Origin of the sequence: Acidipila sp. EB88 (assembly GCF_003858395.1) — a bacterium.
Lineage (GTDB): Bacteria > Acidobacteriota > Terriglobia > Terriglobales > Acidobacteriaceae > EB88.
This window is the reverse complement of sequence record NZ_QWEV01000005.1, coordinates 3,196,824-3,221,054: the sequence shown is the minus strand read 5'-3', so window position 1 is coordinate 3,221,054 and position 24,231 is coordinate 3,196,824. Positions and strand designations below refer to the sequence as shown.

Below are 24,231 nucleotides of genomic sequence, written 5' to 3'. Positions count from 1 at the left end.
CGGTTGACGATCAGCTACCTGGTTTGTTGCAGTACGGTAACCGGCCCAAGAAGGCCGGACGGGAGCAGCGGCGAGTCGGCGTGGTAGGGCTTCACATCGGCGAACGTGTACTTCGTCGCAGCGTCCGGCTGTTGATCGCCGATCAGCCGGTTGACCCACAGGTTGGTCACCCTGATCTCGATCGTGTTGGCGCCGGGCTTGAGTGCGCCGGTTACATCCGCACGGAACGGCGCATGCCACAACACGCCGAGCGACTTCCCGTTAACGGTAACCTCGGCGAGGTTCTTCACATCGCCAAGGTCGAGCCAAAGAGTTGTGCCGGGCTTGAACCACGCAGGCGCGGCCTGAATAGTCCTGGTGTAATGCACGGTACCCGAGAAGTACTTGATGCCCTTGTCCGCATTGTCACTCCACGATGCAAGGCTGGGCAGTACCGCGCTGGCCGGAGCGCCTCGGCCTGCTTCAAACGCGATGTTCCATGGGCCATCCACGGACTGCAACGGTTTCTCCGTGCTGGGCGGCAGCGTACGCGCCATCGCGGTCGCGGGTTTGCGGAACACCACAAACGTAGTACCCCAGGGCTCGAGGTGCAGCGGAACCGAGGTATGCCCGTCGGCGATAGAGTAGCCCGCGGCGCGCATGGTTCCGGTCTCCGCATACCAAAGCTCCGGTTCCTTGCCGGTGACGCGGAAGTCCGCGCGGATGTCGACTGCTTGCGTGCTGCGGTTGTCGACGAAGTAGATGTCGCCATCCGCGATCCTGCGATGCACGAAGAACAGGGAGTGGTCGGGCGACGAAGCTGGCTGCGTGAAGTCAGGATCGATGTTGAGCTCTTTCAGCACGGCACCCGCGTCCTGCCCTGCATACACCTTGCCGCTGCCGACAGAGTGCACGCCGCTGCCATCCCCGAAGAGTTGATCCGAAAGACGGCTGAACTCCTGCGCATCGTCGGCGAGGCTGGGCGTCCCGACCGGCTTGGGTCCGGCTACAATCGCGCCGTGCTGCACGAGACCGTAGATCGCACGCAACACCGGGAGCGACATGTGGCGGCTGTACGGATCAAGCGCGAGCACTCGATAACTCATGCCGCTTTGTGCGGTTAGCTTTCCGTCCGCCGTGTGGAAGGCGTGGATGAGAGCGTCTGCATTGACATAGTCGAAGTTGTAGCCCGGGGGTGTATCCGGCGCGGAGGCGTGGAAGATCGCGGTGACGTTGGAATCCTCTCCGTAGAAGTAAAGGATGTCCGCGACCGCCTGTCCCTGCTGCAGCAGGTACGAGGTGCGGGCAAGATAGTCGATCCACACATGGGCATCTTCGGCCCAGGTTTCGTTGCGGTTGAACCACTGCCCGTACGGCCCCAGCGTAAGCCCGGGCTTCTTGTCGACGAATGGCTGGTGCGCCGACTCATGGATCACGAAACGATTGATGCCGTTGAGAAACTCCTGGTCAGCCGTGGGCTTGAGCGTCTCCGGCGACCATCCCCACGGAGCCTCGGCTGCCGTCATCGACTCCGCTGCTGCCAGGTTCTGTCCATAGATATGCGCGACCGACGCAGACTCGCGATCGTCGGCGTTGAAGCCATAGCGAATCTCGTTCACGCCGGGGGTCTGCGTCCACATGGCGCTCATCGGGATGTCGTCAAGTTTCTTGACCTCCATGCCATCCGCGATCAAGGCGCGACCGGCCTCGTGTGACTCGCCGTAGTGTCCCATGCCGCGCGCCTTGAGCGATGCTTCAACCTGTCCATAATGCTCGTCGGAGGTCAGGTCCGCGATGGTTTTGCGCAGGTCCCACAGGAACTGGTCGCTGGCTTCCGCACTCCCGACGATGCGCCCGGTAAGCACAGGCAGCCATGGATGGGGATCGTAGCCGCGCCGCCTGGTGAACTCGGCCACCATGTTGTCAGTCCAGTTCTGCGCGCCGGCTTCCCAGCTATCCGTAATGACATACCGGATGCCCTGGCGCCCCATCATCTCCGGCCCGACCGTTTCTTTGTAACTGTCCAGGTAGCGATCCATGTAGTTCTTCACGTAGGCCGCGTTGAGCTTGTCGACCTCGAGGCCAGTGGCCTCCTTCGTCGCGGGGTGGTTCGTGATGCCCAGCAGCGAGTAGCCCACGCGCAGCACGGTCCACTGTCCCGGTGGCGGGGTCCAGTCGAGCGTGCCATCGGGTCGCATTTTGCCGGTGAGATCGACAACAGCGTTTTTATCGATGACGTCGGACGCGATAGCCGGTGGTGTCGCAAACGCATACAGGTCACGCGTCGGCACAAATGCTGCCTTCTCTTCGAAGCGGTTCACCCGCGCATCAGGGTGCAGGGCAAATTCAGCAACCGCAACCGTTGTTGGGAGGCTCGTGATGGTGATCCCCGCTGCCTTCAGCTCCTGCTCGGAAGGCAGCTTGTCCGGCATGGCAGGTGTGGTGATGGTAAGGCGGAAGAAGCGCGCGGTCACCGGGGCGAAGGTAAGGGTGTGCTCCGCTGTGCCGCCCATGGGGATTGCAAGCACCAGGTGGAAGTTCTGGCCATCGTCGCTTGCCTCCAGCGCGCGATCACCGTCGGCGTGGATGTGCAGGAAATCGGTAAGCTGGTTGCGACTGCTTGCGATCACCACCGTGAGCGCGCGGATTGTTTGAGGCTGGGGATACGCGAACTGGATCCAGGTCTTCTCACCCAACCTGGCGGCCCTTGGGACCTGCAATGGCTTGACCAGATCTCCGTCCCCGAGCAGGCCGGCATCGCTGGGGCTGATGGCACCGCCGCTGCTGCTGATCACAGGCTTGATGGTTGCAGCCATTGTTTCCGTCGCAGGCACTTTGTAGGCGACCACCGCCGAGTCCGCGTAGAACTCCGGCATAGGCACATCCCCATCCGATCCATCCTCCGACGGGAGATTTTGAAACGCGCCGGTGTTTATGGGAGGGTGCGTGAGCTTTCCAGTGAAGGGCTTGCCTCCATCCACGTGCGTCTCGCTCCAGACGTACTTCTTCATGGCCTGCGAGGCGGGCACCCATGGCCCCCCTGTCTCACTCCAGCCTGGGGAGCCGGCAATCGCTTCTTCCATGCCGAATCCGTTGGCAAGGCTGGTCGCGTAGCGGAAGGCATCCTTCCACTCGGGCGTCATGTACGCGAGTCGTTTCTCAACCAGTTGGGGCGTAAACAGGGCGGCGTCGAAGTTCTGGAAGCCCGCGATGTGCGACCGGTGCATCCACTCCAGGTCGAGCTTGATGCCTTCCTTGGTGACGTTTCCATTCATCCAGTGCCACCAGACCCGCGGTTCGGCAGAGGCAGGCGGCGACTCGAAACCCTGCACGAGTGCGTCACCGCCCACTGCCAGCAACGGCTGCTGCGCGAGCGCGGGTACAGCAAGGCACGCCGCCAGCGACAGAGCGAGCGTCGGCCTCGCTGCCAGGCGCACCGCATGCCGCTTCCACCTGCTTCCCGGCTCAGCGTCGAGCGGTTTTGCGTGGGCGTGGAAGGTTGCGTCGCCCGCACTCTGTGCAGGTTGGTTCAAGCTGAAGGGATGCGTCACGCTTCTGTTCCTCCTGAAGACTCTTTACCCGGTTCGCTGGAACGGAAGATCAAGCTTCTGCTCCCGAAGCATCCTGCTGCGCACTGTGTTTCGAATCTTCAATCAAAGGGTGCTCACGACGCAACCGGGCAACGCCGGATGTAAAACGCTTCTCAGCGGATCCAACAACCCGTCGCGGTCGCAGGCAGACACGGCAAACTTGAGACGATCCGGTGCAGGCAAAGTGACAGATAGAGCGCGCCAAGTGTGGCTTGGTGGCAGGCTGCGCCGGAAGAGCGAACAGTCCGAATGGCTGTTCTTAATGGAGCGTTGCAAGAAATTTGTTCATCTCAGCGACGACCTCCGCCTGGTTGCTGAGAAACAGGTAGTGATCGGCGTTGGGGATGAGCACAACACGGGCGGTGGGCACGCCGCGGCGGAAGGCATCGGCCCAGGCCGTGCAGCGTACCTTGTCGTCGGCGACCAGGGCGGCCTTGCGATCCGGCTGGCCCGCCGGGAACCGGTCCCAGTTATGCGGGCAGGCGTAGAGGGCGAGCGTGGGAACCGGAATGCTGGTGTACTTTCTGCCGCCGAAGGTGATCGCCGCATCGATGGGCGAACGCGGTGGCAGAGGTGGCATGTTGGCGACCTCCCGGTTGTTCTGCCGGAGCACGGGTTGCAGCCGTGTGATGGCTGTTTCCAGTTCTCGCAGCTTCTGCTGTTCGTCGACACCGCCGGCTTCGATCTCGTCGATCCGCCTCCTGAGCTCGTGCAACTCGATCTCAATGCGCGGGTGCGCCGAGTCGTAGAAGGCGAAGCTGGTGGCGGCGTCGAGGTAAACAAGCCCGGCCACCTTGCGCGGAAAGCGGCTGCCGATGGAACTCAGTTCCTGTCCAGCGACCGAATGGCCCACCAGCACCGGGCGCTCGATATGAAGCTGCGCCATCACGGCCATGACGTCGTCGCCGAGATAGTCGGCTGCGTAGTTCCCGTTTGCCGGCGCCGGGTGGCTGGAGCGGCCAAAGCCTCGCCGGGTGATGCCGTACACGTGGTGCCGGCTGGCGAACCGGGGTGCGAAGTCATCGAAACGATGCGCTGTATCCCCACCCCCAGCCAGAAAGATGATCGGGCTGCCCGCTCCACCCCAGTCGAGAACCTCCAGCTGAACGCCTTGTTCTACGGTGACCGATTGGGCCTTGCGAGGTGGGGAGTCGGCCTGCGCGCCTGCGAACACTGCCAGCCAGGCGGCGCAGGCGGAGACCGTCAGCGCACGGCACAGCTTTCCACTTGGGGGCATGATACGACTCCTGGAAACACGCCGGACCACTATGCCACAGATCCGCCATGGCGGTTTGAAGCGGCCTTTCGGAGAAAACACCCGCGTGCCGCCCGTTCAGCCTCAGGCGGGTTGGCCGGTCCCACGCAGGGTCGATCGGTTGACAGTGATGGCGCAACCGAGGCCTTGTATGGATGGCAGCGAAGCAGGGCGGCCGAGCAGGGACGCCGGCACCGGTCGTGTTCGCGCGGCTCACCTATGCGGGGACGGGCATGGAGCGAGGCGCAGCCAGCAGCGGCCAGCACTGAGCCCAGCACACCCGGCGACGCCAGAGAGTCCCCGAGTCGCCGTTTCGCCCGCTATTTGCTGGACAAGTCTAGTAGCATAGCTTTATGGAGCGACGGCGGGGTGCCGGCAGCTTCAACCTTCTTTTGAAACGTTTCTAAATAGAGGCCGCGCTTGGGCGAACGGGTGAACAGAGCCCTGGGCACCCCGGCGTGTGCGCGCGAGAGTCGACCAAATGATTTCTGTAAGCAACGTAAGCATGCGCTACGGCGCCAAGGTTCTGTTTGAGGACGTGTCAATCACGTTTGTGTCGGGACGGCGCTATGGCCTGACGGGGCCGAACGGCGCGGGCAAATCGACGTTTATGAAGGTGTTGACCGGCGAGCTGGACGCGCAAAAGGGAAACGTGGTGCGCCCGCGCAAGTTCGGTGTGCTGCGCCAGGACCAGTACGCGTTTGACGCGTACCGCGTCATCGACACGGTGATCATGGGCAACAAGCCGCTCTGGGCAGCGCTGGAAGAGCGCGACCGGATTTACGAGAAGGCCGAGCTGACGGACGAAGACGGCATGCGCCTGGGCGAGCTCGAAGGCGTGGTGGGCGAGGAAGATGGCTACACCGCGGAGAGCGACGCGGCCGTGCTGCTGCAGGGCCTGGACATCGCGGACGAATTGCACGAGCGCAAGATGAGCGAGTTGCAGGGCGGCGAAAAGGTGCGCGTGCTGCTGGCGCAGGCGCTGTTCGGCAATCCGCAGGCGCTGCTGCTGGACGAGCCGACGAACTACCTGGATCTCGAGTCGATTCAATGGCTGCAGGAGTTCTTGCTGAAGTTTGAAGGCACGCTGATCACGATCTCGCATGACCGGCACTTTTTGAATGCCGTGTGCACCCATATCGCGGACATCGACTACCAGACCATCATCATCTACACCGGCGGCTACGACGAGATGGTCGAGGCCAAGACGCAGATCCGTTCGCGGCTGGAAAGCCAGAACGAGCAGCGTGAGAAGAAGGTCGCACAGCTGAACGAATTCATCGCGCGGTTCGCAGCGGGCACGCGGTCAAGCCAGGTGACGAGCCGCAAGAAGGAAGTGGAGCGGCTGCAGTCGAGCGAACTGGCGCGGTCCAACATTCAGCGTCCGTTCATCAAGTTCGAGCAGATCCGTCCGTCGGGCAAGCAGACGATCGAGGTCGAGGGCGTCAGCAAGAAGTATGGCAGCGACACGGCATTGAAGCCGTTTTCGGCGACGGTGATGCGCGGCGAAAAGGTGATCCTGATCGGGCGCAACGGCCAGGGCAAGACCACAATGCTCAAATCTTTGCTGGCGGGGATGTCGGATCTGGAACCTGACTTCACGACCGATGGCGGCGTGGTGAAGTGGGGCCATGAAGCGCAAGTAGGGTACTTTCCGCAGGACCATACCGGCGCGATCGACCACGATACGACCGTGTTCGAGTGGCTGTATCGCTGGGATACCAAGAAGACCAAGGAAGAGATTCGCGGGCTGCTGGGACAGATGCTGTTCTCCGGCGATGAAGGCCTGAAGAAGACCAGTGCGCTGTCGGGTGGCGAGGCGGCGCGGCTGCTGTTCTGCAAGCTGATGCTGCAGAAACCGAATGTGCTGATCCTGGACGAGCCGACGAACCACCTGGACCTGGAAGCGATCAACGCGATGAACACGGCGCTGCAGCGGTATGAGGGCACGGTGCTGCTGGTGACGCACGACCGCGATCTGATCGACGACGTGGGTACGCGCATCTGGCGGTTTGATGGCGGCGCGGTGGATGACCACAAGGGTCCGTACTCGGAGATCACAGAAGCGCAGAGTATCGCGGCGCGGTAGGCAGCTGCCTGTTTTAACGGAGACACATGGCACTTGTTGGAAGGCTTGAGCAACAGACTCTTGAGAGAGACGGCCACCACTCTGAAGTGGACTGCACATACTCCATCGTGCATGACTCGGATGGAAAGAAATGCCTTCAGATTGACACCTACGGATCAAAAACAAGGCAAATCCCTGGAAAGAAGAGTCAGTCGATCAGATTCACTCCTGAAGCATTACAGGAACTGAAAGCGATTCTTGAATCGCACTTTTAGACCTCCAGGTCACTAGCCGTGCCCATGGGAGAGCAGTTGTAAGCTCTCCCCTTCAACAGCGGAGACCTCTATTCCTCTCATATTGAATGCACAAAGCATCACCAAGCGCTTCGGCGCGCAGCCCCTGTTTCGCGATATCTCGCTGACCATCAATGACGGCGACCGGCTGGCGCTGATTGGCCCAAACGGGGCGGGCAAGTCGACGTTTCTGAAGATCCTGTCGGGCGAGATCGAGCCCGACTCGGGCGAGGTAAGCACGCGCAAGCGGGCGCGCATCACCTACATCGCACAGGAGTCGGCCTTCCCTGCCGGCGCGACGGTTCGCTCGGTGCTGGAAGCCGCGCTGGCGCGGGCCGGGGTGAGCGAGGGCGAGCGCGAGGGCCGGGTGCGCGAGGCGTTCGGGCGCGCGGGGTTCGGGTCACTGGACGATGAGGCGGCGGCGTTTTCGGGTGGATGGCGCAAGCGGTTGGCGATCGTGGAGGCCTCGGTGCAGCAGCCGGACATCCTCCTGCTCGATGAGCCGACCAACCACCTGGACCTTGCCGGGATCTCGTGGCTGGAAGAGATGCTGCGCACGGCGAGCTTCGCCAGCGTCGTGGTCTCGCACGATCGCTACTTCCTGGAAGGCATTGCGAACGAGACCGCAGAGTTGAGCAAGGCGTATCCGGACGGCATGCTCCGGTTCTCGGGCGCGTACAGCACGTTCCTGGAGAAGAAAGCGGAGTACCTGGACGCGGAAGGCCGGCGGCAGGAGGCCTTGGAGAACCGGGTCAAGATCGAGACGGAGTGGCTGCGGCGCGGTCCCAAGGCGCGCACAACCAAGAGCAAGGCACGCATCGACAATGCCAATGAGCTGATCGGCGAGCTGACGGGGATGCGGCAGCGGTCCGCGACCAGCTCCGCCGGGATCGACTTTTCGTCGAGCGATCGCAAGACCAAGCGGCTCGCGATCATCGACGGGATCACCTACGGCTTTGAAGGCAAGACGCTGTTCAACGACCTCAGCTTTGCCGTAACGGCAGGCATGCGCGTCGGCGTAGTCGGCCCGAATGGCTCGGGCAAAACAACGCTGCTGCGGCTGGTCAATGGCGAGCTCACGCCGCAATCCGGCAAGATCGAGCGCGCGAACGCATTGCGCGTGGTGTATTTCGAGCAGAACCGCGAGATCGAAGGCACGCAGACGCTGCGGCGTGCGCTGGCGCCAGACTCGGACTCAGTGGTCTACAACGGCAAGGTGCTGCACGTGGCGAGCTGGGCGGCGCGGTTCCTGTTTACGGGCGAGCAGCTGAACCAGCCGGTAGAGCGACTGTCGGGGGGCGAGCGGGCCCGGGTTCTGATTGCGCGACTGATGCTGGAGCCGGCGGACCTGCTGCTGCTGGACGAGCCGACCAACGACCTGGACATTCCAACGCTGGAGATCCTGGAAGAGGCGCTGCTGGAGTACCCGGGCGCCCTGATGCTGGTGACCCACGATCGCTACATGCTGGACCGCGTATCGAACGTGGTGCTGGGGCTGGATGGTGCGGGAAGCTTCGGATCATTTGCCGACTACGGGCAGTGGGAAGACTGGGAACGCGCAAACCGGTCGGGCAAGTCTGCTGCAGCGAACGGCGCCGCGGGTGCGGCTGGCAATGGCGCGGGTGCGGCGGCCGCTGGTGGCGGTGGCAGCAAGAAGAAAAAGCTCTCGTACATGGAACAGCGGGAGTGGGAAACGATCGAGGCGCGGATCGAGGAGGCAGAGGCGCTGGTGGCTGACAAGGAAGCGCGGCTGCATGACCCGGTGGTTGCGACCGATGCTGCAAAGCTGCATGCAGCAATGGAGGAAAGCGCCGCGGCGCAGGAAGCGGTCCACGCGTTGTACGAGCGCTGGGGCGAGTTGGGCGCGAAGCAGGCGTAAAGCATGCGGGCGCCCGGCGATGAGGCCTGCACTGCTGTTTGTTCGTCGCCTCGAGGTAGGCCGGCTACGTGCATTGATTGTGCAGCGCGCGACGGGCGTCGCGGTCCCTGGCGAGCATCGATCTGCCGGCGCGTTGCGCGGAGAAGTGGACTGGTGTTTCCCGTCGCTCCAGCCGGCTGAACTCTGTTACACTTTGAAAAGTCGCGGCGCCCACAAGCGTAGCGATCCAACCTGCGGCGCCATGGTGTAACTGGTTAACACGTCGCCCTCTCAAGGCGAAGAGTACGGGTTCGATCCCCGTTGGCGCTACCAGAAAAGACTCAAAGCTGACTCAAAGCCCGCCAGTCCTTCCAATCGCAAGACACCTCTAAAGACATCGATTGCACGCTCTGTCATTCAGCGTGCTTCAGCCATTCCCTGTCGCTGTTTGCGTCGCACTTACTCGTTGCGGCATGGAACAATGCGGCCGCAGCAACGTACCCTCCTCATCCGCGAACACTTTGCGCGAAACACTTTGAGGAGCGATGCGACACTGCCGATTTATTCCGCTGGCTTTTTTCCTGGTTCTGGTTGCGGCGACTGTGTTCGGGCAGCAAGTGGCAGCGCCGCCTCCACTTGCCGTTGAACACGTGACGGTGCTCCCCATGACTGCGGACGGGGCCGTGCTTGTCGACCAGACGGTGCTGATCCGGAATGGACGTATTGCAAGCATTGCGCCCTCCGCAGGAACCAGGATCGACGCTGCTGTCATGCGGGTGGACGGAACGGGAAAGTTCCTGATGCCGGGCCTCGCGGACGCGCATGTGCACCTGGAGAACGATCGCCTGCTGCGCCTGTTCCTGCAGAACCCGGCCATCGCGACCGGAACGATACACACCGAAGACGTGCTTCTGCCATACGTGGCGAACGGCGTGCTCCAGGTCATCGACCTGTCCGCAACCTCGGAAACCGTGGGACAGCGGGATGAGGTAGAAAGCGGCCGCGTTGTGGGTCCGCATATCGCCATGGCCGCGATGATCGATGGGCCCGATCCTGTCTGGCCAGTTGGCATCACCCGCGTCGCGGCCACGCCGAGTGATGGGCGACAGGCAGTGCGTGACGCGTCCGCCGAAGGGTACGAGGTCATCAAGGTGTACAGCAGGCTCGACCTCCCCACCTTCACCGCGATCGTGGACGAGGCGCGCAGGCTGCGCATGCCGGTCGTTGGGCACATCCCTCAACGCGGCAAGCACCTCACTGCGCAGTTCTTTCAACCGGGTTTCGGGATGGTGGCGCACGCCGAGGAGTTCGCGCAGCAAACGGCAGTTCCTGCAGAAGCCGATATTCCGCGCTATGTCGAGATGGCCAAAAGCAACGGTACCTGGCTGACGGGTACACTCTCGCTGGATGAGCGACTGCTGGAAGAAACGGCCCACCCGGAGACCTTGAAGACCCGGCCTGAGCTGCACTTCCTGACACCCCCGCTCTACGCGATGGTCACGGAGCAGAACCCGTATGTACAGCAGGCCAGTCCTCAGCGACTGGCGTACCTCCGTGCGATTGTGGAATTCAATCGCAAGCTGGTTCCGGCGTTTGCGGCGGCGCATATCCCGGTACTTGCCGGGACGGACACGCCGGTTCCGGGCATGGTCGCGGGCTTTGCCTTGCACGATGAACTGGAGGCGATGGCGCGATACGGGTTGAGCAACAGGCAGGTGCTGGAGGGAGCGACGCGGCTCCCCGCGGAGTGGCTGGGTGTTGCGGAAGACCGCGGTGTTGTCGCCGTTGGCAAGCGCGCCGACCTGTTGCTGCTCGATGCAAACCCGATGGAGAATGTGGCCAACACGCGCAGGATCGCGGCGGTGATCGTGGGAGGCCGCTTACGGAAGCGGCACGAACTCGATGAGCAGATGCGCGAGCTTGCGCAGCGATATCGACAATCACGACCCGGCACAGTGACTTCCCTGCATGATGGGACGCCGGGCCCCTAGCGCGACCGTCCTGCAGGATCGATAACAGCGGGCCAACCCCGGTTGCCGGGAGCGGCTTCTTATTACAGGAACGTGGAGATGCGCTATGAATGATGACAAGGTCAAAGGCGTTCTGCAGAAGATCGGCGGCCGGGTGGAAGAAGCTGCCGGGACGCTGGTTGGAGATCACAACCTGAAAGAGGCAGGCCAGGAGGACCAGATCAAGGGTTCAGCCCGGGAGGCCTGGGGCAACGTCAAGGACGCTGGCAATGCGCTGATCGACAAGGCCAAGGCGGCCAAGTACGATGCCGAGGCGAAGTCCGAGCGGGCCGAAGCGTTTGACCGTGAGCACGAGGTCAAGGTCATCGATCGCGGCTGATCGGCGTTGGCCGGCTGACATCCGGACCGTGCACAAGATCTGAAATTCGGACACAAACAGAAAGAGGGGAACGCATGCGCGTTCCCCTCTTTCCTGCCTCGAGCAAGGAGTGTTCCGGCTGCCGCCTACGCGAGCGCGCGGAGGGGTGGCAGTTCGGAGCGGTAGCGGAGCATCAGCCAGACCAGCTTGCGGGCGGCCCAGTAGCGGGGCACGTAGGCGCTCGGCGCGGAGATGCAGCGGAACAGCCAACCAAGGCCGGTCTTGTCAGCCCAGGTGGGGATAAATACCTGGTCGCCGGACAAAAAGGCAATGGCGGCGCCGATGCAGTGGATGGCCGGCAGGTAGTCGAGGTGGCGCTTCATGTAGAGGCCGAGCCGCTCCTGCGTGCCGCCACCCACGGTCACTACAACGTGCTTGTAGTGGTGCTCCCGCATCTTCTCGAGCAGTGCCGGGTCATCGATCTCGCCCTTGTAAAGGGGCGCCATGTAGATGTCCTGCTCGCGAATCTGGAAGCCATTGTTCTGGAGCCAGTCGAGGTTGGTCTTGGCACTCTTGGGGCTGGCCATGATCCACAATGTGCTGCCGGGTTCGCGGACCTCGGGATCCTGAAGCAATTCCTTGAGGTACTCGAGGCCAGAAACGCGCGGGACGCGGTCGCGGCTAATGAAGTTCCAGATCAGCACCATGAAGGCACTGTCAGTAATGGCGAGGTCAGCGTGCAGCAATGCCTCGCGGTAGGCCAGGTTCGTGGGAAGGTCTTTCAAGGCGGGTGCTGCCGGAACCACAAGCAGTCCCCCCTGCTTCATGCGCGCAACGGTCTCTAAGGCGGTGCCGCAAAAGAATTCAACCCCAAGTATGCGCTGGAATCGTATGTTCGGTTCCATGCCAACCTTTCATGCTGTGCAGTAGCGGCTGATCGCACCAGGCTGGCCACCGCAAGCCCGCGATGGTCAAGCCGATCTCCTGTTTTCCCCGGTTTCATGCGGATTGCACGCGTCTTTATCGCGGAATCTGGATGCATCGGTTGGTTGCAGGTAGACTCGATTGTACACATGGCTTGACAACAGTCGAGCGCACGCAGTACCGCGGTGTAGTAAAGGGAGCCAGTTTGGGAGCGGAGAAGTATGCAATGCCTTTTTTCAGCAAGGCAGCAGTGAAGCAGGGCAACAGCCGGGCGCACCTGCAGATGATGTGCATGGGAGCGGCGCTGTTGTGCGTGGGCACCATGCCCGCACGAGCCTTGGAAGAGCTGCCCAACGCCCCCGATGCCCGGGCGTTGCAGGATGCAGCCAACAAGCCGGCGCCGGGTACACCGGCAGCCCAGGGGAGCAATCCTCAGCAGGCGGCACAGCCAAAAGCACAACAGGGATCGGCGGGGGATACAAACTACGATCTCAAGGGTGCCGAGCACCAGCGCATCCTGGGGATCATTCCCGAGTTCCAAGCGGTGAACCACAGCGGCGCGTACGCACCACTGACCGTAAAGCAGAAGTTTGGCCTGTTCTGGAAGAGTTCGACCGATCCGTACATCTTCACCCTGGATGCGATCGTGGCCGGCATCGGGCAGGCGAAGGATAGCAACCCTGGCTATGGACAGGGCACGGAAGGCTACTTCAAACGATTCGGCGCGTCCTACGCGGACACATTTGACGGCAACTTCTGGGGCAATGCGGTACTGACCTCGGCGCTCCACGAAGACCCGCGCTACTTCCGCAAAGGGGAGGACTTCTCGCCAATGCACCGCGCGTTATACTCCGCATCGACTGCGGTGTGGGCTCGCCGAGACTCAGGCAACTGGGGCCCGAACTATGCCAATATCCTGGGTAATATCATCGCGGGTGGCATCTCCAATGCTTACTACCCCTCGTCGGACCGGGGTGTCGGGAAGACCTTTACAGGCGCGCTCACAGTGACAGCCGAGGGAACGATTGGCTCAGAGCTCGAAGAGTTCTGGCCGGACATTGCGGCTCACTTTCAGAAGAAGCATCGGGAAAAGCTGATGCGTCAACAGGCGGCAGCAGCCTCACAGGCAGCCGCACCGAAGCAGCCGTAGGAGCGTCCGGAGATGGCAGAACAGAACTTCAAGAACCACGCGCGCACGGATCCGATGTACCACTATGTGCTTGCGCCATTGTTCCTGGTGAACCTGGTGGTGGCAATGGTGCGATGCGTGCACCATCCTTCTGCGTGGCACGGCTGGGCTTTGGTGGTCGCGCTGGGGCTGCTGTTGCTGGTCGCAATGGTGCGTCAGTATTCACTGCGCGTCCAGGACCGGGTGATCCGGCTGGAAGAGCGTATCCGCATGGCAGCGCTGTTGCCGATGGAGTCGCGGGCGCTGCAGGGTGAGCTGACGCAGAAGCAGATCGTCGCGCTGCGCTTCGCCTCCGATGCCGAACTGTCGGACCTGGCGCATCGCGCCGTACGGGAACGGATGACACCCAAGGCAATCAAGCAGGCCGTGCAGAGCTGGCGGCCGGACTATCACCGGGTTTAACCGCGGGGCCGACCTGCTTTGTTCAAGTGATAGATGAAGGAATCAGGGTCGGCAACAGCGAGGTTCCCGCGGCGAGCTCGAGATTCTGGAAGCGTCAGCACGTGCATAATGAGGCTGCGTGCACTGGAATGGGCTCAGGGGCGAGCCCAATCCAGACGCGGCAGAGCACGGGACAAAGCAACAGGCGAGCCGAATGGCTCGCCTGTTGCTTGTTGCGAGAGCGTACTCCCCGGTTGACTCCGCGTTGCGGGCACTGCTAAATACCCAGGCGCTTCACCTCATCGTTGTAGTACTTACGGTAGAGGATGTTCCACTCCTGCGTACCTTCCATGATGATCTTGCGCTGGGAACTGATCTTTGCGCGGGCAGCCGCGTCGATCCGCATCTCGTCCGCAAGCAGAACCTGCAGGTAGTTGCGCGCTTCCTTGCGGATGGTGTCGCGGTCTTCCGCGAAGTCGACCTCATCAATGGACGCGAGAGTATCGGCGATCGCGTGGGCGAGCTTGTTGACCTTGTCGGGCGAGACTCTCACAGCACCGCCTTGTATTTGCGTACGAGCTGCTGCTTAACCTTTTTGAACATCTCGCCATACTCAGCGCCATTGCGGCGCATTTCTTCCTGGATGGCGTCGAGGATGACCCGCACTTCTTCGTTGATCTTGTCTTCGAGCAGGAGTTCATCCAGAATGGCGGCGGTAACCCGCTCCTCGGCCAGCTTGAAGTGGCCGGTGCTGATCATCTTGGCATCCACCAGGTGCTGCACGGTCTTGCGACCGAGATAGCCAACGTACTCGCGTGAAAAAATCATCTGTCTGGGGGCGAGTCTAGCACAGCGAGACCGGATGTTTGCCGCCGCGCGGCACGCGTCGCTCCCGGCGCCACAGCCGCGAACGAGCGAGTTGCAGCTTGCTCGCGTACGAGTCGCGCCCGAGTCGTATCCGAGTCACAGCCCAGGTGCGCTGGGACACCGCTTGTGCGAACGCTCGCGCGCGAGCAAAGAACCTGCGAAAATACAGGGGCTATGGCACAAGAAAACCTCGTTGCTTTGAAAGATGACATGGTCGCGTTTTTGACTGGCCATGAATTGTTGCAGTTCCCTGGACACGTGGGGGACGACGTTCCCTCCATTTTGTGGGAAGACCAGGGTCACCCGGACGGCTGGAAGCGGCTGGTGGAGACGGCCAAGACTGCCGGCGCCTCGTTTTTGACGATCAGTGATGTGGTGCTCGAGGAGGACGACCTGGAGATGCTGCTGGAGAAGCTGCGCGAGCAGAACTTTCCGGATGAAGAAGCACCCGAGTTCGAAGAGATTGAAGCACTGCGCGAGCAGGTCGGCAAGGTTGGATTTCTGCAACTGGGCTTTGTGCACCAGGGCGTGGCATTCTTGCATGAGACTGCCTGTGACTGGTACGAGCGGTACGAGGAACTGATCGACGCGATCGAGGAGTTCTCGATCGGCAACGTCGTCTTCGACGAGGACGACGAAGAGGAAGCATAAGGACCATGGCGACCTCCTCCTCGCCTGCTTCTCCCGAACAGATGGCTGGAGGTTTGCTGCCAGACCAGCACAGCCCCGAGCGAATGGGCCGCCCGGCCCGGCGCTGGGTTCTGCCTGTGCCCATGCCGGAGCAGGCCATTGTGCTGGCGCAGGAGCTGATAGTGCCGGTCGCGGTGGCGGAGTTGCTGCTGGCGCGAGGGATCAGCACTACCGCAGAAGCTGCCGCGTTTCTGCACCCCACCATTGAACAACTGCACGATCCCCTCTCGATGCTGGGGATGGCTACCGCAGTGACGCGGATCGCGGAGGCCGTGGCTAGGGCCGAGCCGATCCTGATCTACGGCGACTATGACGTGGATGGCACCACGGCCGTGGTGCTGCTCAAGACGGCGATCGAGCGGCTGGGCGGCACGGTGCGCTTCCACGTGCCACACCGGCTGCGCGAAGGCTACGGCATGCAGCGCGAAGTGCTGGAGCGCGCAGCGGCCGAGGGCGTGCGGCTCGTAGTGAGCGTGGATACAGGTATTCGCGCGTTTGCGGCGGCAGACGCCGCGGAAGCACTGGGCCTGGACCTGATCGTCACGGACCACCACCTGCCGGAGGCAGGCTCTGCCCTGCCCCACGCGCTGGCGGTGCTGAACCCGAACCAGCCCGGCTGCGGTTATGGATGCAAGGGGCTGTGTGGGGCCGGAGTTGCGTTCAAGCTTTCGCAGGCGCTGCTGGAGCATGCGGCCGTGGGCGACCCGGCAGCGCTGGTGCGTGTGCGAACCAAGGTGCTTCCCTCCTTTTTGAAAATGCTTGCGATTGCGACGGTGGCCGATGCGGTGCCGCTGCTCGGAGAGAATCGCGCGATTGTGGCGCTGGGGCTGCAAGGCCTGCGCGAGCCGGCAAGCCCGGGGTTGCGTGCGCTGATGGAAGTGGCGCAGCTGGACCCTGCGCGAAAGAAGCTTTCGGCGATGGATGTGGGCTTCCGGCTGGGGCCGCGGATCAACGCGGCGGGCCGGATGGATATCGCAGGGGATGTGGTGGAGCTGTTTACCACGCGTTTGCCTGCGCGTGCACAGGAGCTGGCGGCCAAGCTGGACCAGCTGAATACCGAGCGCCGCAACACCGAGGCGGAGGCGCTGGCGCAGGTCATGGAACGGCTGGCCGAGGCACGATTCAGCGAGGCGCGCTGCCTGGTGCTCGATGGCGACGGGTGGCATCGTGGGGTGATCGGCATCCTGGCATCGCGCGTGGTTGACACAACAGGCAAACCGGCGCTGGTGATTGCCCATGAAAACGGCGAAGCGTACGGATCGGGCCGATCGATCGACAGCTTTCACCTTCTGGAGGCACTGGAGAGTTGCGCGGAGCTGTTTACGCGATTCGGCGGGCATGCACATGCGGTGGGGTTCTCGCTACCGTCGGACCGCGTGCCGCTGCTGCGCGAACGCCTGGAGCGCTATGCGGCTGAGCGCTTGACCGAGGCGGACCTGATGGCGCCGGTGCACTGCGATGCGGAGCTGCCTCTGGATCATGTGACTCCTGCGCTGTGGAAGGCTGTGGGGCGGCTGGAGCCGTTCGGCATGGAGAATCGCGAACCTGCGTTTGTGGCGCGGGATGTGGGCGTGGCCGCGCCGCCGCGCTATATGAAGGAGAAGCACTGCAAGCTGTTCCTGGTGCAGGGCGCGGCGCAGTTCGCGGCGCTAGGCTGGAACTGGGGCGAGCGCGTGCGCGGCCTGGCGCTGGAAGTCGGCGAGCGCGTAGACCTGGTCTACCGACTGCGGGAGAATGAGCATCCGGAGTTTGGCGGGCTGGAGCTGGAGATTGTGGATCTTCGGCGCGGGGTAGCGGAAGCTTAGGTACGAGAGTGGGCCCTGGACCTGGTAAAGCATGCCGGGCCGTGCTACATCTACATCCCGCCGTTGATGGCGGGGAGCATGCGCGGGCCGTGGGGGAACCGGCGGAGGGCGAGCTGATGCTGTCTCGACAAGGAAATGTCCCGCGGATTTACCCGTGTTGGCGATGATTGCGGGGACCACTCCTACGAAGTAACAGTGCGGCTGGAACCGCGGGGCGGGGCGGAGCGCAGGGCGGGCTGCTGCTGTTTTACAACCAGCACCTGTTCTGCGGCCTGAGCTTCATGTGAAGAGCCTGCACAACTGGAAGCTGGGCCAGGAGCTGCTGTATAGAGGAAGCCTGGCGAGTAGCAGCACGGCGTTGTGCCAGTGCCGAAAATATGGCGACGTGGTGAGTTTCTTCTGGAGCAAGGACGGGCAGAGCTAGCTCAAAGCGAACTCATACGAGGTGGCAGGATACAACCACCACGTTGGGGATGGTTTATGGGCTGCGACCCGCTGCTTGCCGCGGATGAGGGCGCAGTGCTCATCAGAGAACTGCGATACAGTGCGCTGGCTGGCGCCTATTTGTGGCTGTCGCGATTGCGATCAGAAAAGTAATCGCATGATGTCTGCCGTGCGAGACGTCGGGCAGCCGCTCCCTGAGCTACCGAAGCACCAAGACAAGTACACGCCACGAAGTGGCCGCGAGCCGCGCAGGCTGTCTTGCCTTGCCTGCGGTGGCTCGCGTCGCTCTTCCCTACTTCCTGTGTGCTGGCTTGTCTCCGTCACCGGTGAGTGGCAGGAGGATGGTGTCAAGGCGGCCCGGGGTTGAGGGCACGCGCTCAAGGTGAGGGTACCGAAGGCCGCCGTGGTAGTCGAGGTGCAGCACCTTGTAGTAGCCGGTATTGACCACGATAAGCTCCATGGGCGTGCTGGTGGATTTCGCGTCGGTGATGGCTGCATTGAGGACTGCGGGGGAGAACTGCCGGCCATTGATGGCGATGATCTGCATGGTTGGACCGAGGCCGGACTGGAAGGCCGGAGAGTTCCAGAGCACGTCCGCGATGTGTCCGTCTGCGGAGGCCTTGAAACCGAGGGACCACCAGGCGGAGACGCCGCCGCCTACGTTTGAGAGTGCGTCAATGTAGGGGCCAGTCTGGTCAGAGTAGACGAGCTTGTAGCCAGCTGCCTCGATGCCGCCGAGCGGCGCGTGCGCGGAGAGCGAGGTAAGCCGCTCGGCAAGAAACGCCGCCCAGTCATAGGGGGTGACGGCGTTAAGGTTGGCGACGATATCGTCAAAGGTGTAGGGCACGACGCGTGGCGGGGTATTGCCGCCAAGGCCATGGAAGCGCGCACAGAAGTCGTTGAGCGATTTGCGATCATTCGTCTGTTTGCGGATCAGGGTGTCGATCTCGAGCCAGAGCAGTTCGCCCTCGGGGTAGTAGTCGACGGAGCGGCGCCAGTTATCCCACTGGCTGCTGGTGTCGTAGAGGATCTGCGCGGCGGTGGCGGTGTCCTGCAGGTCGCGCCAGGTGCGGCCGGGGCGCGCGTCGAGCGAGGCGGCGGAGTAGGCGAGCGCATCGCGGTACTGGGCTGCGGTCTCGATGCCGGAACGGGCGGCGAGCACATCGCCGAGGTACTGGGTGAGGCCTTCGTAGACCCAGAGCAGGTCGCCCCGCATGGGGTCCTGGTAGTTGCCGGTGGCAAGGCCGGCGGGGCGGCGGTACTTGCCATTCCAGGAGTGGGTGAACTCGTGCGGGAGCAGGTCGGCCTGGAGCAGGGCTTCATCGCCCGAGAGGAACGTGTCGGAGGGAACGCGGTCGTCGCTCGACTGGTGATGCTCGAGGCCGAAGTGGGCGACCTCGTCGGAGAGTGTGACAAGGAAGTGATAGCTGCCGTAGTGGCGCGACTGGTAGAGGGCGCCGGTTTCGCGCACCAGCTTGTCAAAGGCAGCCTGGGCCTGGGGGCGAAGCTGGAGCTCTTCAGGGCCGTCAGCGGCGAGGTCGAGGAAGTGCTTCGGGCTGAGCTCGGGGGCGAGCAGGATCTCGCGGAAGTAGCGGCCGGCGAGCAGGGGCGAGTCGATGAGCTGCTCCATAGAGACGGGAGCGAACTGCGGTTGGTTGTCGCTGCCGCCCGCGCGGGTGAGCGCGGTACCGTAGTGCCAGCCAGCGGGCAGGGTGACGGACGCGGCGACCTCGAGGTCGGCAGCGTTGCTGCCCTCGGGATAGAACAGCACTTCATTCCAGGAGAGCATGGCGAGGTTCGCGGTGGTGCTGGCACCCGCGGAGAACCCGGCAGCGGCTGAGGTAGCGAGGAAGTCGCACTTGACGTGCAGGCTGGTAACGCCCTGCGGCACGGCGAGGTGGAAAGCGAACATGTTTACACTGTCGCGCTGCCACGGAATGGATTTGCCGTCGGCCGAGATAAGCAGGCCGGCCAGGTTATCGATGGGGCCGGTGGGCGTGTGCTCGCCGGGGATCCACTTGGGATAGAGCAGGGTGAGTGGGCCGGGCTGCGCGGGTATGTCCATCTCGGCGTGGATCAGCTTGCGCGGGGCGTCGGTTTCGTCGACGTGGAGGCGGATGGACTGACCGGGCGCCTGCGCCATCGAAGGCGCATTCTGGGCTGAGATGGACAAGGCAGGGATCGAGGAGAGGAGCAACACAGGAGACAGGAGCGCGGAAGCCAGCTTCAAGGGAGGTGGTGCCTTTCCACGAGGGAGAGATGTGCCAGGAGTGCTCTGCAGGGCGACCGGCGTGGGATTAGTGTAGCGGAGCGCCTGATAGGATTCGGGAACGATGAAGCGCGGTTTCTTTCTGACGTTTGAAGGGCTGGATGGCTCGGGCAAGTCGACCCAGCTACGCAGGCTTGCGGCGCACCTGCGGAACAGCGGACGCCCCGTGCGCGAGATGCGGCAGCCGGGTGGTACGGGCTTTGGGGACAAGGTGCGCGCGCTGCTGCTGGCTGAAAAGGGACAAACCGCAATTGCGCCGAGAGCGGAGCTGGCAATGATGTTCGCGGACCGCGCACAGGCGATTGCGGAGGTGATTGAACCGGCGCTGGAAGCAGGCGAACTGTTGCTGTGTGACCGATGGACGGACTCGACCGAAGCGTACCAGGGCGGCGGCCGGGCGCTCGGTGCCGAGGTCGTGCACAGGCTACATGCCGAGGTTTGCGGGGGTTTGCAGCCGAACCTGACAGTGCTGCTGCTGCCGCCGCTCGAGGTTTCGCTGCAGCGCGCACGGCGGCGAAACGAGCGAGTGCAGGCGCAAACGGGCCGGGATGAAAGCCGCTTCGAAGCCGAGTCTGAGGCGTTTTTTCGTCGGAGCTACGCGCAGTACGAAGCCATTGCGGCGCGCGAGGCTGTGCGTGTGGTGGTAATGAAAGAGGACGAGCCGGTGGAGCTAATCCACGCGCGTATCGTAAGAGTTGTAGAGGACCGACTTGCCGGATGGACTCGGCCGGAGCTCCAGTGAATGCCCATGGCCACCCTCAGTTCTCCTCCCTCTGCTGAAACGACCGCACCGCCCCTGGTGGTGATCAAGCGAGGTAAGTACCGCTTTCCTCCGGGCTTGCGGCGCAACCTGCCCTTTTACATCTTCAGCCGGTTTTTTCGCGCAAGCAATCCGATCCTGCTGTTTGAGTATCTGCAGAAGACATATGGGCCCGTTTCGCACTACAAGCTGGGGCCCAGCCACATCGTATTTCTGAATGACCCCGAGCTGATTCGGGAGGTGCTGATCAACCAGGCGCCGGTGATGATCAAGGAGCGCACGCAGCGCAGGATGAAAATTCTGCTGGGCGAAGGCCTGATTACGAGTGATGGCGCGACGCACATGCGGCAGCGGCGGATTGCCGCGCCTGCGTTTCATCGCCAGCGCATTGCCGCGTATGGCGACATGATGACGGCGCGCGCGGCGACGATGCGCGAGGAGTGGCAGCCAGGCGTCGAGATTGATGCGGTGAGCGAAATGATGCGGCTCGCGCTGCAGGTGGTGGCGCGCACGATCTTCGACACGGATGTCACCGAGGACGTGCAGACGATCAACACCGAAGTGAACGCGATCATGGACCTGTATAACTTCCTAGTCGCACTGCCCAGGGCCGAGGCGTTGATGCACCTGCCCATTCCAGGGCTGATGCGTTTTAAACGCGCGCGCAAGCGGCTCGACGCAGTGGTGCACCGGATGATCGATCAGCGGCGACAATCAGGTACGGACCATGGTGATCTGCTGTCGATGCTGCTGGCCTCGCGCGATGAAGAGCAGGACCAGAGCCAGCTTACCGATGAGCAGGTGCGTGATGAAGTAACCACGATCTTTCTTGCAGGCTACGAGACGGTGGCAAATGCGCTCTCGTGGACGTGGCTGCTGCTGGCGCAGAACCCGGAAGCGGAAGCGAAGCTGCATGCGGAGCTGGACGAAGTGTTGCAGGGGCGCATGCCGACGCTGGCTGACCTGCCGCAGCTTCGCTATACGGAGATGGTGTTGTCGGAGTCGATGCGTTTGTACCCGCCTGCGTGGGCCATGGGCCGGCAGGCGACCGCGGATGTGGAGATTGGACCGTACCGGCTGCCGGCCGGGACGTATCTGTTCTTCAGCCAGTACATTATGCAGCGCACGCCGGAGTACTTCCCGGACCCGCTGCGGTTCGAGCCGGAACGCTTTACGCCGGAAGCGAAAGCAGCACGTCCGAAATTTACCTACTTCCCTTTCGGCGGCGGCAATCGCCAGTGCATCGGCGAGTCCTTCGCATGGATGGAGGCGATCCTGCTCACAGCAACGATCGCGCAGAAGTGGCAACTGCGGCTGGTGGAAGGACAGCGCGTTGAAGTGCAGCCCAAGATCACGCTGCGTTCGAAGTATCCGATTCGCATGATTCCGGAGTTGCGAGACTGAGCCTGACGCCCCAACCCAGCAGGCGGCGCACGATGCCCGGCGGGCGCGTGAAACCGAGACTGCTGCCACAGGGTGCAAACGGCCGCACGCTTTGCCGGTGGTGCTCGCTCGAAGTGCCGAGCAGGCGACGCACCTTCTGCTCGGACGACTGCGTGCACCAGTGGCGTCTGCGAAGCAGCCCCGCTTATCTGCGGGCGGCGGTGCTGGAGCGGGACAAGGGCATCTGCGCGCGGTGTACTGTGGACACTTTGGCGGCGTACCGATTGATCAAGCGGGCGCGCGGCACACGTCAGCAAGAGCTGCTGGCAACGTGGGGACTGCGCGGGTTGGAGCGCAAAAGCCTGTGGGACGCAGATCACGTGCTGCCTGTTGCCGAGGGTGGCGGCGAGTGCGACTTAAGCAATCTGCGCACACTATGCGTACACTGCCACCGGGTCGTGACGGCTGCGTTGAGGCTGCGTCTGGCGGAGGCGCGCGCTGCAGTTCGCAGGGTGTCCCGGTCCGTGGCGCAGGAGCCGAAGTGTGCGGAAGAAACAACGGGAGACGGGGTTTAAGCCGAGCCCCGTTGAGCATTTTGGGGAGCAGCCGGGTGCATGCGCTGCTAGCATAGTCGGAGTGCCCGGATGGCGAAATCGGCAGACGCAGCGGACTTAAAATCCGCGGACCGCAAGGTTGTGGGGGTTCAAGTCCCCCTCTGGGCACCACCGTAAAGATTGAACAAAATGCATGTGTGGCCTCCTAGAAATGGGAGGTCGTTTTCGTTTGGGGGTGGTCCCAGAGGCTGTTCATTTTTCGACCTTGTCGATAATCTGGCTGCTTCGCAATAAAGTCCGTTAAGGGACTGTACCCCACAGCCCCCGAGCAGCCCCCGGAGAATTGCATGGGTGTGTACGAGAAGGTCCAGGGTTCGGGCAAGTCTTACGCCGTGTACTACGTTGACGGCAAGCGCATCCGTGAGATGGTCGGGTCGAAGGTGGCAGCCGCGAAGGTATGCGGGATGCGCTTGGGTGAGCCGTACCGGTGCGAGTGGTCTTGGTCAACGAGGAGACCAAGATTATCCGACTCGGGGGCGAAATCACGAAGAACGGCAGACCACTGAACGTGTTTCTTAACGTCACAGCGTTCGATGCTGTCATGTCCGTGAAGCCCGAAGGGAAAAGCCGAAGGGTCGCGTCTTCCCCCGCGAAACGTAAAATCACTTCAACAACGCGAGCTGGTTCCAGCCCTGCCTCAAGGAGGCAGGCATCGAGAACTACGTGTGGCACTCGAACCGTCACACGTTCTGCTCATGGCTTGCGATGGCGGGAGCGACCGAGCTGCAAATCATGAACGCAGCGGGCCACCTAGGACCAGCCATGGCAGCACGGTACAGCCATCTGCGTCCAGAGAGCGTCCAGAATGTTGTTGCGTTGATCGAGCGCGCTCGGAGCTAATCCGTGCGATCCGTCCGGCACAAGCGGATCAGCTCGGCGTGGGGGATGCGGACATACCTGGAGCCGGAGCGGCGAACCCTGATCCGCTTCATGGCAATGTGATCGTCGAGCTGGCGGAGGCTCATGGCAAGAAGCTCAGCTGCTTCGGGGCGGGTGTACAGCATGCGGGCGGGAAGCTCGGGTAGAGCGGGGGCGGGAACCAATGATCTCTTCACCCGGGCTAATACCCACGCGCTCTGAAACACCCGGGATACGCTCCGCAAGAAAGTTTCCCACAGGCAGTTCCCCCCTTGGCCTATGATCATCCGGTTAAATCCGGTCTGGCACCTCGGCTTCCAAGAGAGCCAAGCAAGTCACGACCATCGCTTCGAAGCTGCGGGTACGTCTGTGAGGATGCAGCAACGCTAACGCGATCCAAAGAGCCGCATCGATGTCCGGCGACTCGCTGCTAGAACAGTAAGTCTGCACCCGAGAACATCCCCTCCCTGCCTTCCGTGTACTCCACCGGATTATGGATCGCGTCGTAGTTCTTGTCCCAGCGTGGTCCATTGTGCCGAGACCAGAGCTGCGCATAATCATCGAGATCGAGGGGACTGTTGCAAGCTTGGTAGTTCCGCCCGATCTCGATCTCACGCGCTTGCTGCTTGGCTGCCTCATACGGAGACAGCACCGGTGCTGGTGCTATGGACGCTGC

19 protein-coding genes, 2 tRNA genes and 1 pseudogene are annotated in these 24,231 nt (G+C 62.6%); 14 read left to right on the top strand and 8 right to left on the bottom strand.

Going from position 1 to position 24,231, the window contains the following annotated elements:
• Nucleotides 1-14: 14 nt before the first annotated feature.
• Both D1Y84_RS13620 and D1Y84_RS13615 read right to left on the bottom strand, forming a co-directional pair.
• On the bottom strand, nucleotides 15-3,512 hold the full coding sequence (locus D1Y84_RS13620; protein WP_233581414.1) for a glycosyl hydrolase: 3,498 nt from the start codon (nucleotides 3,510-3,512) through the stop codon (nucleotides 15-17).
• A 316-nt stretch (nucleotides 3,513-3,828) separates the two neighbouring features.
• The gene (locus tag D1Y84_RS13615) at nucleotides 3,829-4,806 is read right to left on the bottom strand and encodes an alpha/beta fold hydrolase (RefSeq protein WP_124849174.1); all 978 of its coding nucleotides are present in this window, start codon (nucleotides 4,804-4,806) and stop codon (nucleotides 3,829-3,831) included.
• 499 nt (nucleotides 4,807-5,305) lie between these two features.
• On the opposite strand from D1Y84_RS13615, the gene D1Y84_RS13610 reads away from it, so the two are divergent.
• The 5 genes from D1Y84_RS13610 to D1Y84_RS13585 all read left to right on the top strand — a co-directional run bounded on the left by D1Y84_RS13610 (nucleotide 5,306) and on the right by D1Y84_RS13585 (nucleotide 11,392).
• Nucleotides 5,306-6,913, top strand: a complete 1,608-nt coding sequence (locus D1Y84_RS13610) for an ABC-F family ATP-binding cassette domain-containing protein (protein WP_124849173.1) — start codon at nucleotides 5,306-5,308, stop codon at nucleotides 6,911-6,913.
• Between the two features lie 336 nt (nucleotides 6,914-7,249).
• Complete coding sequence (locus tag D1Y84_RS13600; protein ID WP_370245772.1) at nucleotides 7,250-9,064, top strand: ABC-F family ATP-binding cassette domain-containing protein; 1,815 nt, start codon at nucleotides 7,250-7,252, stop codon at nucleotides 9,062-9,064.
• 235 nt (nucleotides 9,065-9,299) lie between these two features.
• Nucleotides 9,300-9,376, top strand: a tRNA-Glu gene (locus D1Y84_RS13595).
• Nucleotides 9,377-9,588: 212 nt separating this feature from the next.
• Nucleotides 9,589-11,034: an amidohydrolase family protein gene (locus D1Y84_RS13590; protein WP_124849170.1), complete on the top strand. Its 1,446-nt coding sequence runs from the start codon at nucleotides 9,589-9,591 to the stop codon at nucleotides 11,032-11,034.
• A gap of 85 nt (nucleotides 11,035-11,119) precedes the next feature.
• Nucleotides 11,120-11,392: a CsbD family protein gene (locus D1Y84_RS13585; protein ID WP_124849169.1), complete on the top strand. Its 273-nt coding sequence runs from the start codon at nucleotides 11,120-11,122 to the stop codon at nucleotides 11,390-11,392.
• 125 nt (nucleotides 11,393-11,517) lie between these two features.
• On the opposite strand, the gene D1Y84_RS13580 is transcribed toward D1Y84_RS13585, so the two are convergent.
• Entirely contained in the window at nucleotides 11,518-12,198 is a 681-nt protein-coding gene (locus tag D1Y84_RS13580) for a WecB/TagA/CpsF family glycosyltransferase (RefSeq protein ID WP_233581413.1), read from the bottom strand.
• A 323-nt stretch (nucleotides 12,199-12,521) separates the two neighbouring features.
• Here D1Y84_RS13580 and D1Y84_RS13575 point away from each other — a divergent pair, with 323 nt between their 5' ends.
• Both D1Y84_RS13575 and D1Y84_RS13570 read left to right on the top strand, forming a co-directional pair.
• Nucleotides 12,522-13,445: a hypothetical protein gene (locus D1Y84_RS13575; RefSeq protein ID WP_124849167.1), complete on the top strand. Its 924-nt coding sequence runs from the start codon at nucleotides 12,522-12,524 to the stop codon at nucleotides 13,443-13,445.
• 12 nt (nucleotides 13,446-13,457) lie between these two features.
• Nucleotides 13,458-13,886: a DUF6526 family protein gene (locus D1Y84_RS13570; protein ID WP_124849166.1), complete on the top strand. Its 429-nt coding sequence runs from the start codon at nucleotides 13,458-13,460 to the stop codon at nucleotides 13,884-13,886.
• Nucleotides 13,887-14,142: 256 nt separating this feature from the next.
• Here D1Y84_RS13570 and D1Y84_RS18685 read toward each other — a convergent pair whose 3' ends face one another.
• Nucleotides 14,143-14,418, bottom strand: coding sequence for a DUF507 family protein (locus D1Y84_RS18685; RefSeq protein WP_124849165.1), 276 nt, complete (start codon nucleotides 14,416-14,418; stop codon nucleotides 14,143-14,145).
• Nucleotides 14,415-14,693, bottom strand: a complete 279-nt coding sequence (locus D1Y84_RS18680) for a DUF507 family protein (RefSeq protein ID WP_124849164.1) — start codon at nucleotides 14,691-14,693, stop codon at nucleotides 14,415-14,417. Before D1Y84_RS18680 ends, D1Y84_RS18685 begins: the two co-directional genes overlap by 4 nt.
• 213 nt (nucleotides 14,694-14,906) lie before the next feature.
• Between D1Y84_RS18680 and D1Y84_RS13555 the strand changes: the two genes are divergently transcribed.
• Together D1Y84_RS13555 and recJ are read left to right on the top strand one after the other, a co-directional pair.
• The gene (locus tag D1Y84_RS13555) at nucleotides 14,907-15,383 is read left to right on the top strand and encodes a hypothetical protein (protein ID WP_124849163.1); all 477 of its coding nucleotides are present in this window, start codon (nucleotides 14,907-14,909) and stop codon (nucleotides 15,381-15,383) included.
• Between the two features lie 5 nt (nucleotides 15,384-15,388).
• The gene (gene recJ / locus D1Y84_RS13550; RefSeq protein WP_233581412.1) at nucleotides 15,389-17,227 is read left to right on the top strand and encodes a single-stranded-DNA-specific exonuclease RecJ; all 1,839 of its coding nucleotides are present in this window, start codon (nucleotides 15,389-15,391) and stop codon (nucleotides 17,225-17,227) included.
• Between the two features lie 736 nt (nucleotides 17,228-17,963).
• Here recJ and D1Y84_RS13545 read toward each other — a convergent pair.
• On the bottom strand, nucleotides 17,964-19,901 hold the full coding sequence (locus D1Y84_RS13545) for a M61 family metallopeptidase (RefSeq protein ID WP_233581411.1): 1,938 nt from the start codon (nucleotides 19,899-19,901) through the stop codon (nucleotides 17,964-17,966).
• Nucleotides 19,902-20,004: 103 nt separating this feature from the next.
• On the opposite strand from D1Y84_RS13545, the gene tmk reads away from it, so the two are divergent.
• The 5 genes and pseudogenes from tmk to D1Y84_RS18955 all read left to right on the top strand — a co-directional run.
• The gene (tmk, locus tag D1Y84_RS13540; protein ID WP_124849162.1) at nucleotides 20,005-20,682 is read left to right on the top strand and encodes a dTMP kinase; all 678 of its coding nucleotides are present in this window, start codon (nucleotides 20,005-20,007) and stop codon (nucleotides 20,680-20,682) included.
• Complete coding sequence (locus tag D1Y84_RS13535) at nucleotides 20,683-22,104, top strand: cytochrome P450 (RefSeq protein WP_370245771.1); 1,422 nt, start codon at nucleotides 20,683-20,685, stop codon at nucleotides 22,102-22,104.
• A 32-nt stretch (nucleotides 22,105-22,136) separates the two neighbouring features.
• Entirely contained in the window at nucleotides 22,137-22,658 is a 522-nt protein-coding gene (locus D1Y84_RS13530) for an HNH endonuclease (RefSeq protein ID WP_124849160.1), read from the top strand.
• Nucleotides 22,659-22,721: 63 nt separating this feature from the next.
• Nucleotides 22,722-22,808 (top strand) — tRNA-Leu (locus D1Y84_RS13525).
• Between the two features lie 522 nt (nucleotides 22,809-23,330).
• Nucleotides 23,331-23,537, top strand: a pseudogene (locus tag D1Y84_RS18955) (tyrosine-type recombinase/integrase); the annotation flags it as partial.
• On the opposite strand, the gene D1Y84_RS13515 reads toward D1Y84_RS18955, so the two are convergent.
• Together D1Y84_RS13515 and D1Y84_RS13510 are read right to left on the bottom strand one after the other, a co-directional pair.
• The gene (locus D1Y84_RS13515; RefSeq protein WP_124849159.1) at nucleotides 23,534-23,740 is read right to left on the bottom strand and encodes a hypothetical protein; all 207 of its coding nucleotides are present in this window, start codon (nucleotides 23,738-23,740) and stop codon (nucleotides 23,534-23,536) included. The pseudogene D1Y84_RS18955 and the gene D1Y84_RS13515 overlap by 4 nt on opposite strands.
• A gap of 245 nt (nucleotides 23,741-23,985) precedes the next feature.
• A complete protein-coding gene (locus D1Y84_RS13510) occupies nucleotides 23,986-24,207 on the bottom strand; it encodes a hypothetical protein (RefSeq protein ID WP_124849158.1) in 222 nt (73 codons plus the stop codon).
• Nucleotides 24,208-24,231 lie beyond the last annotated feature (24 nt).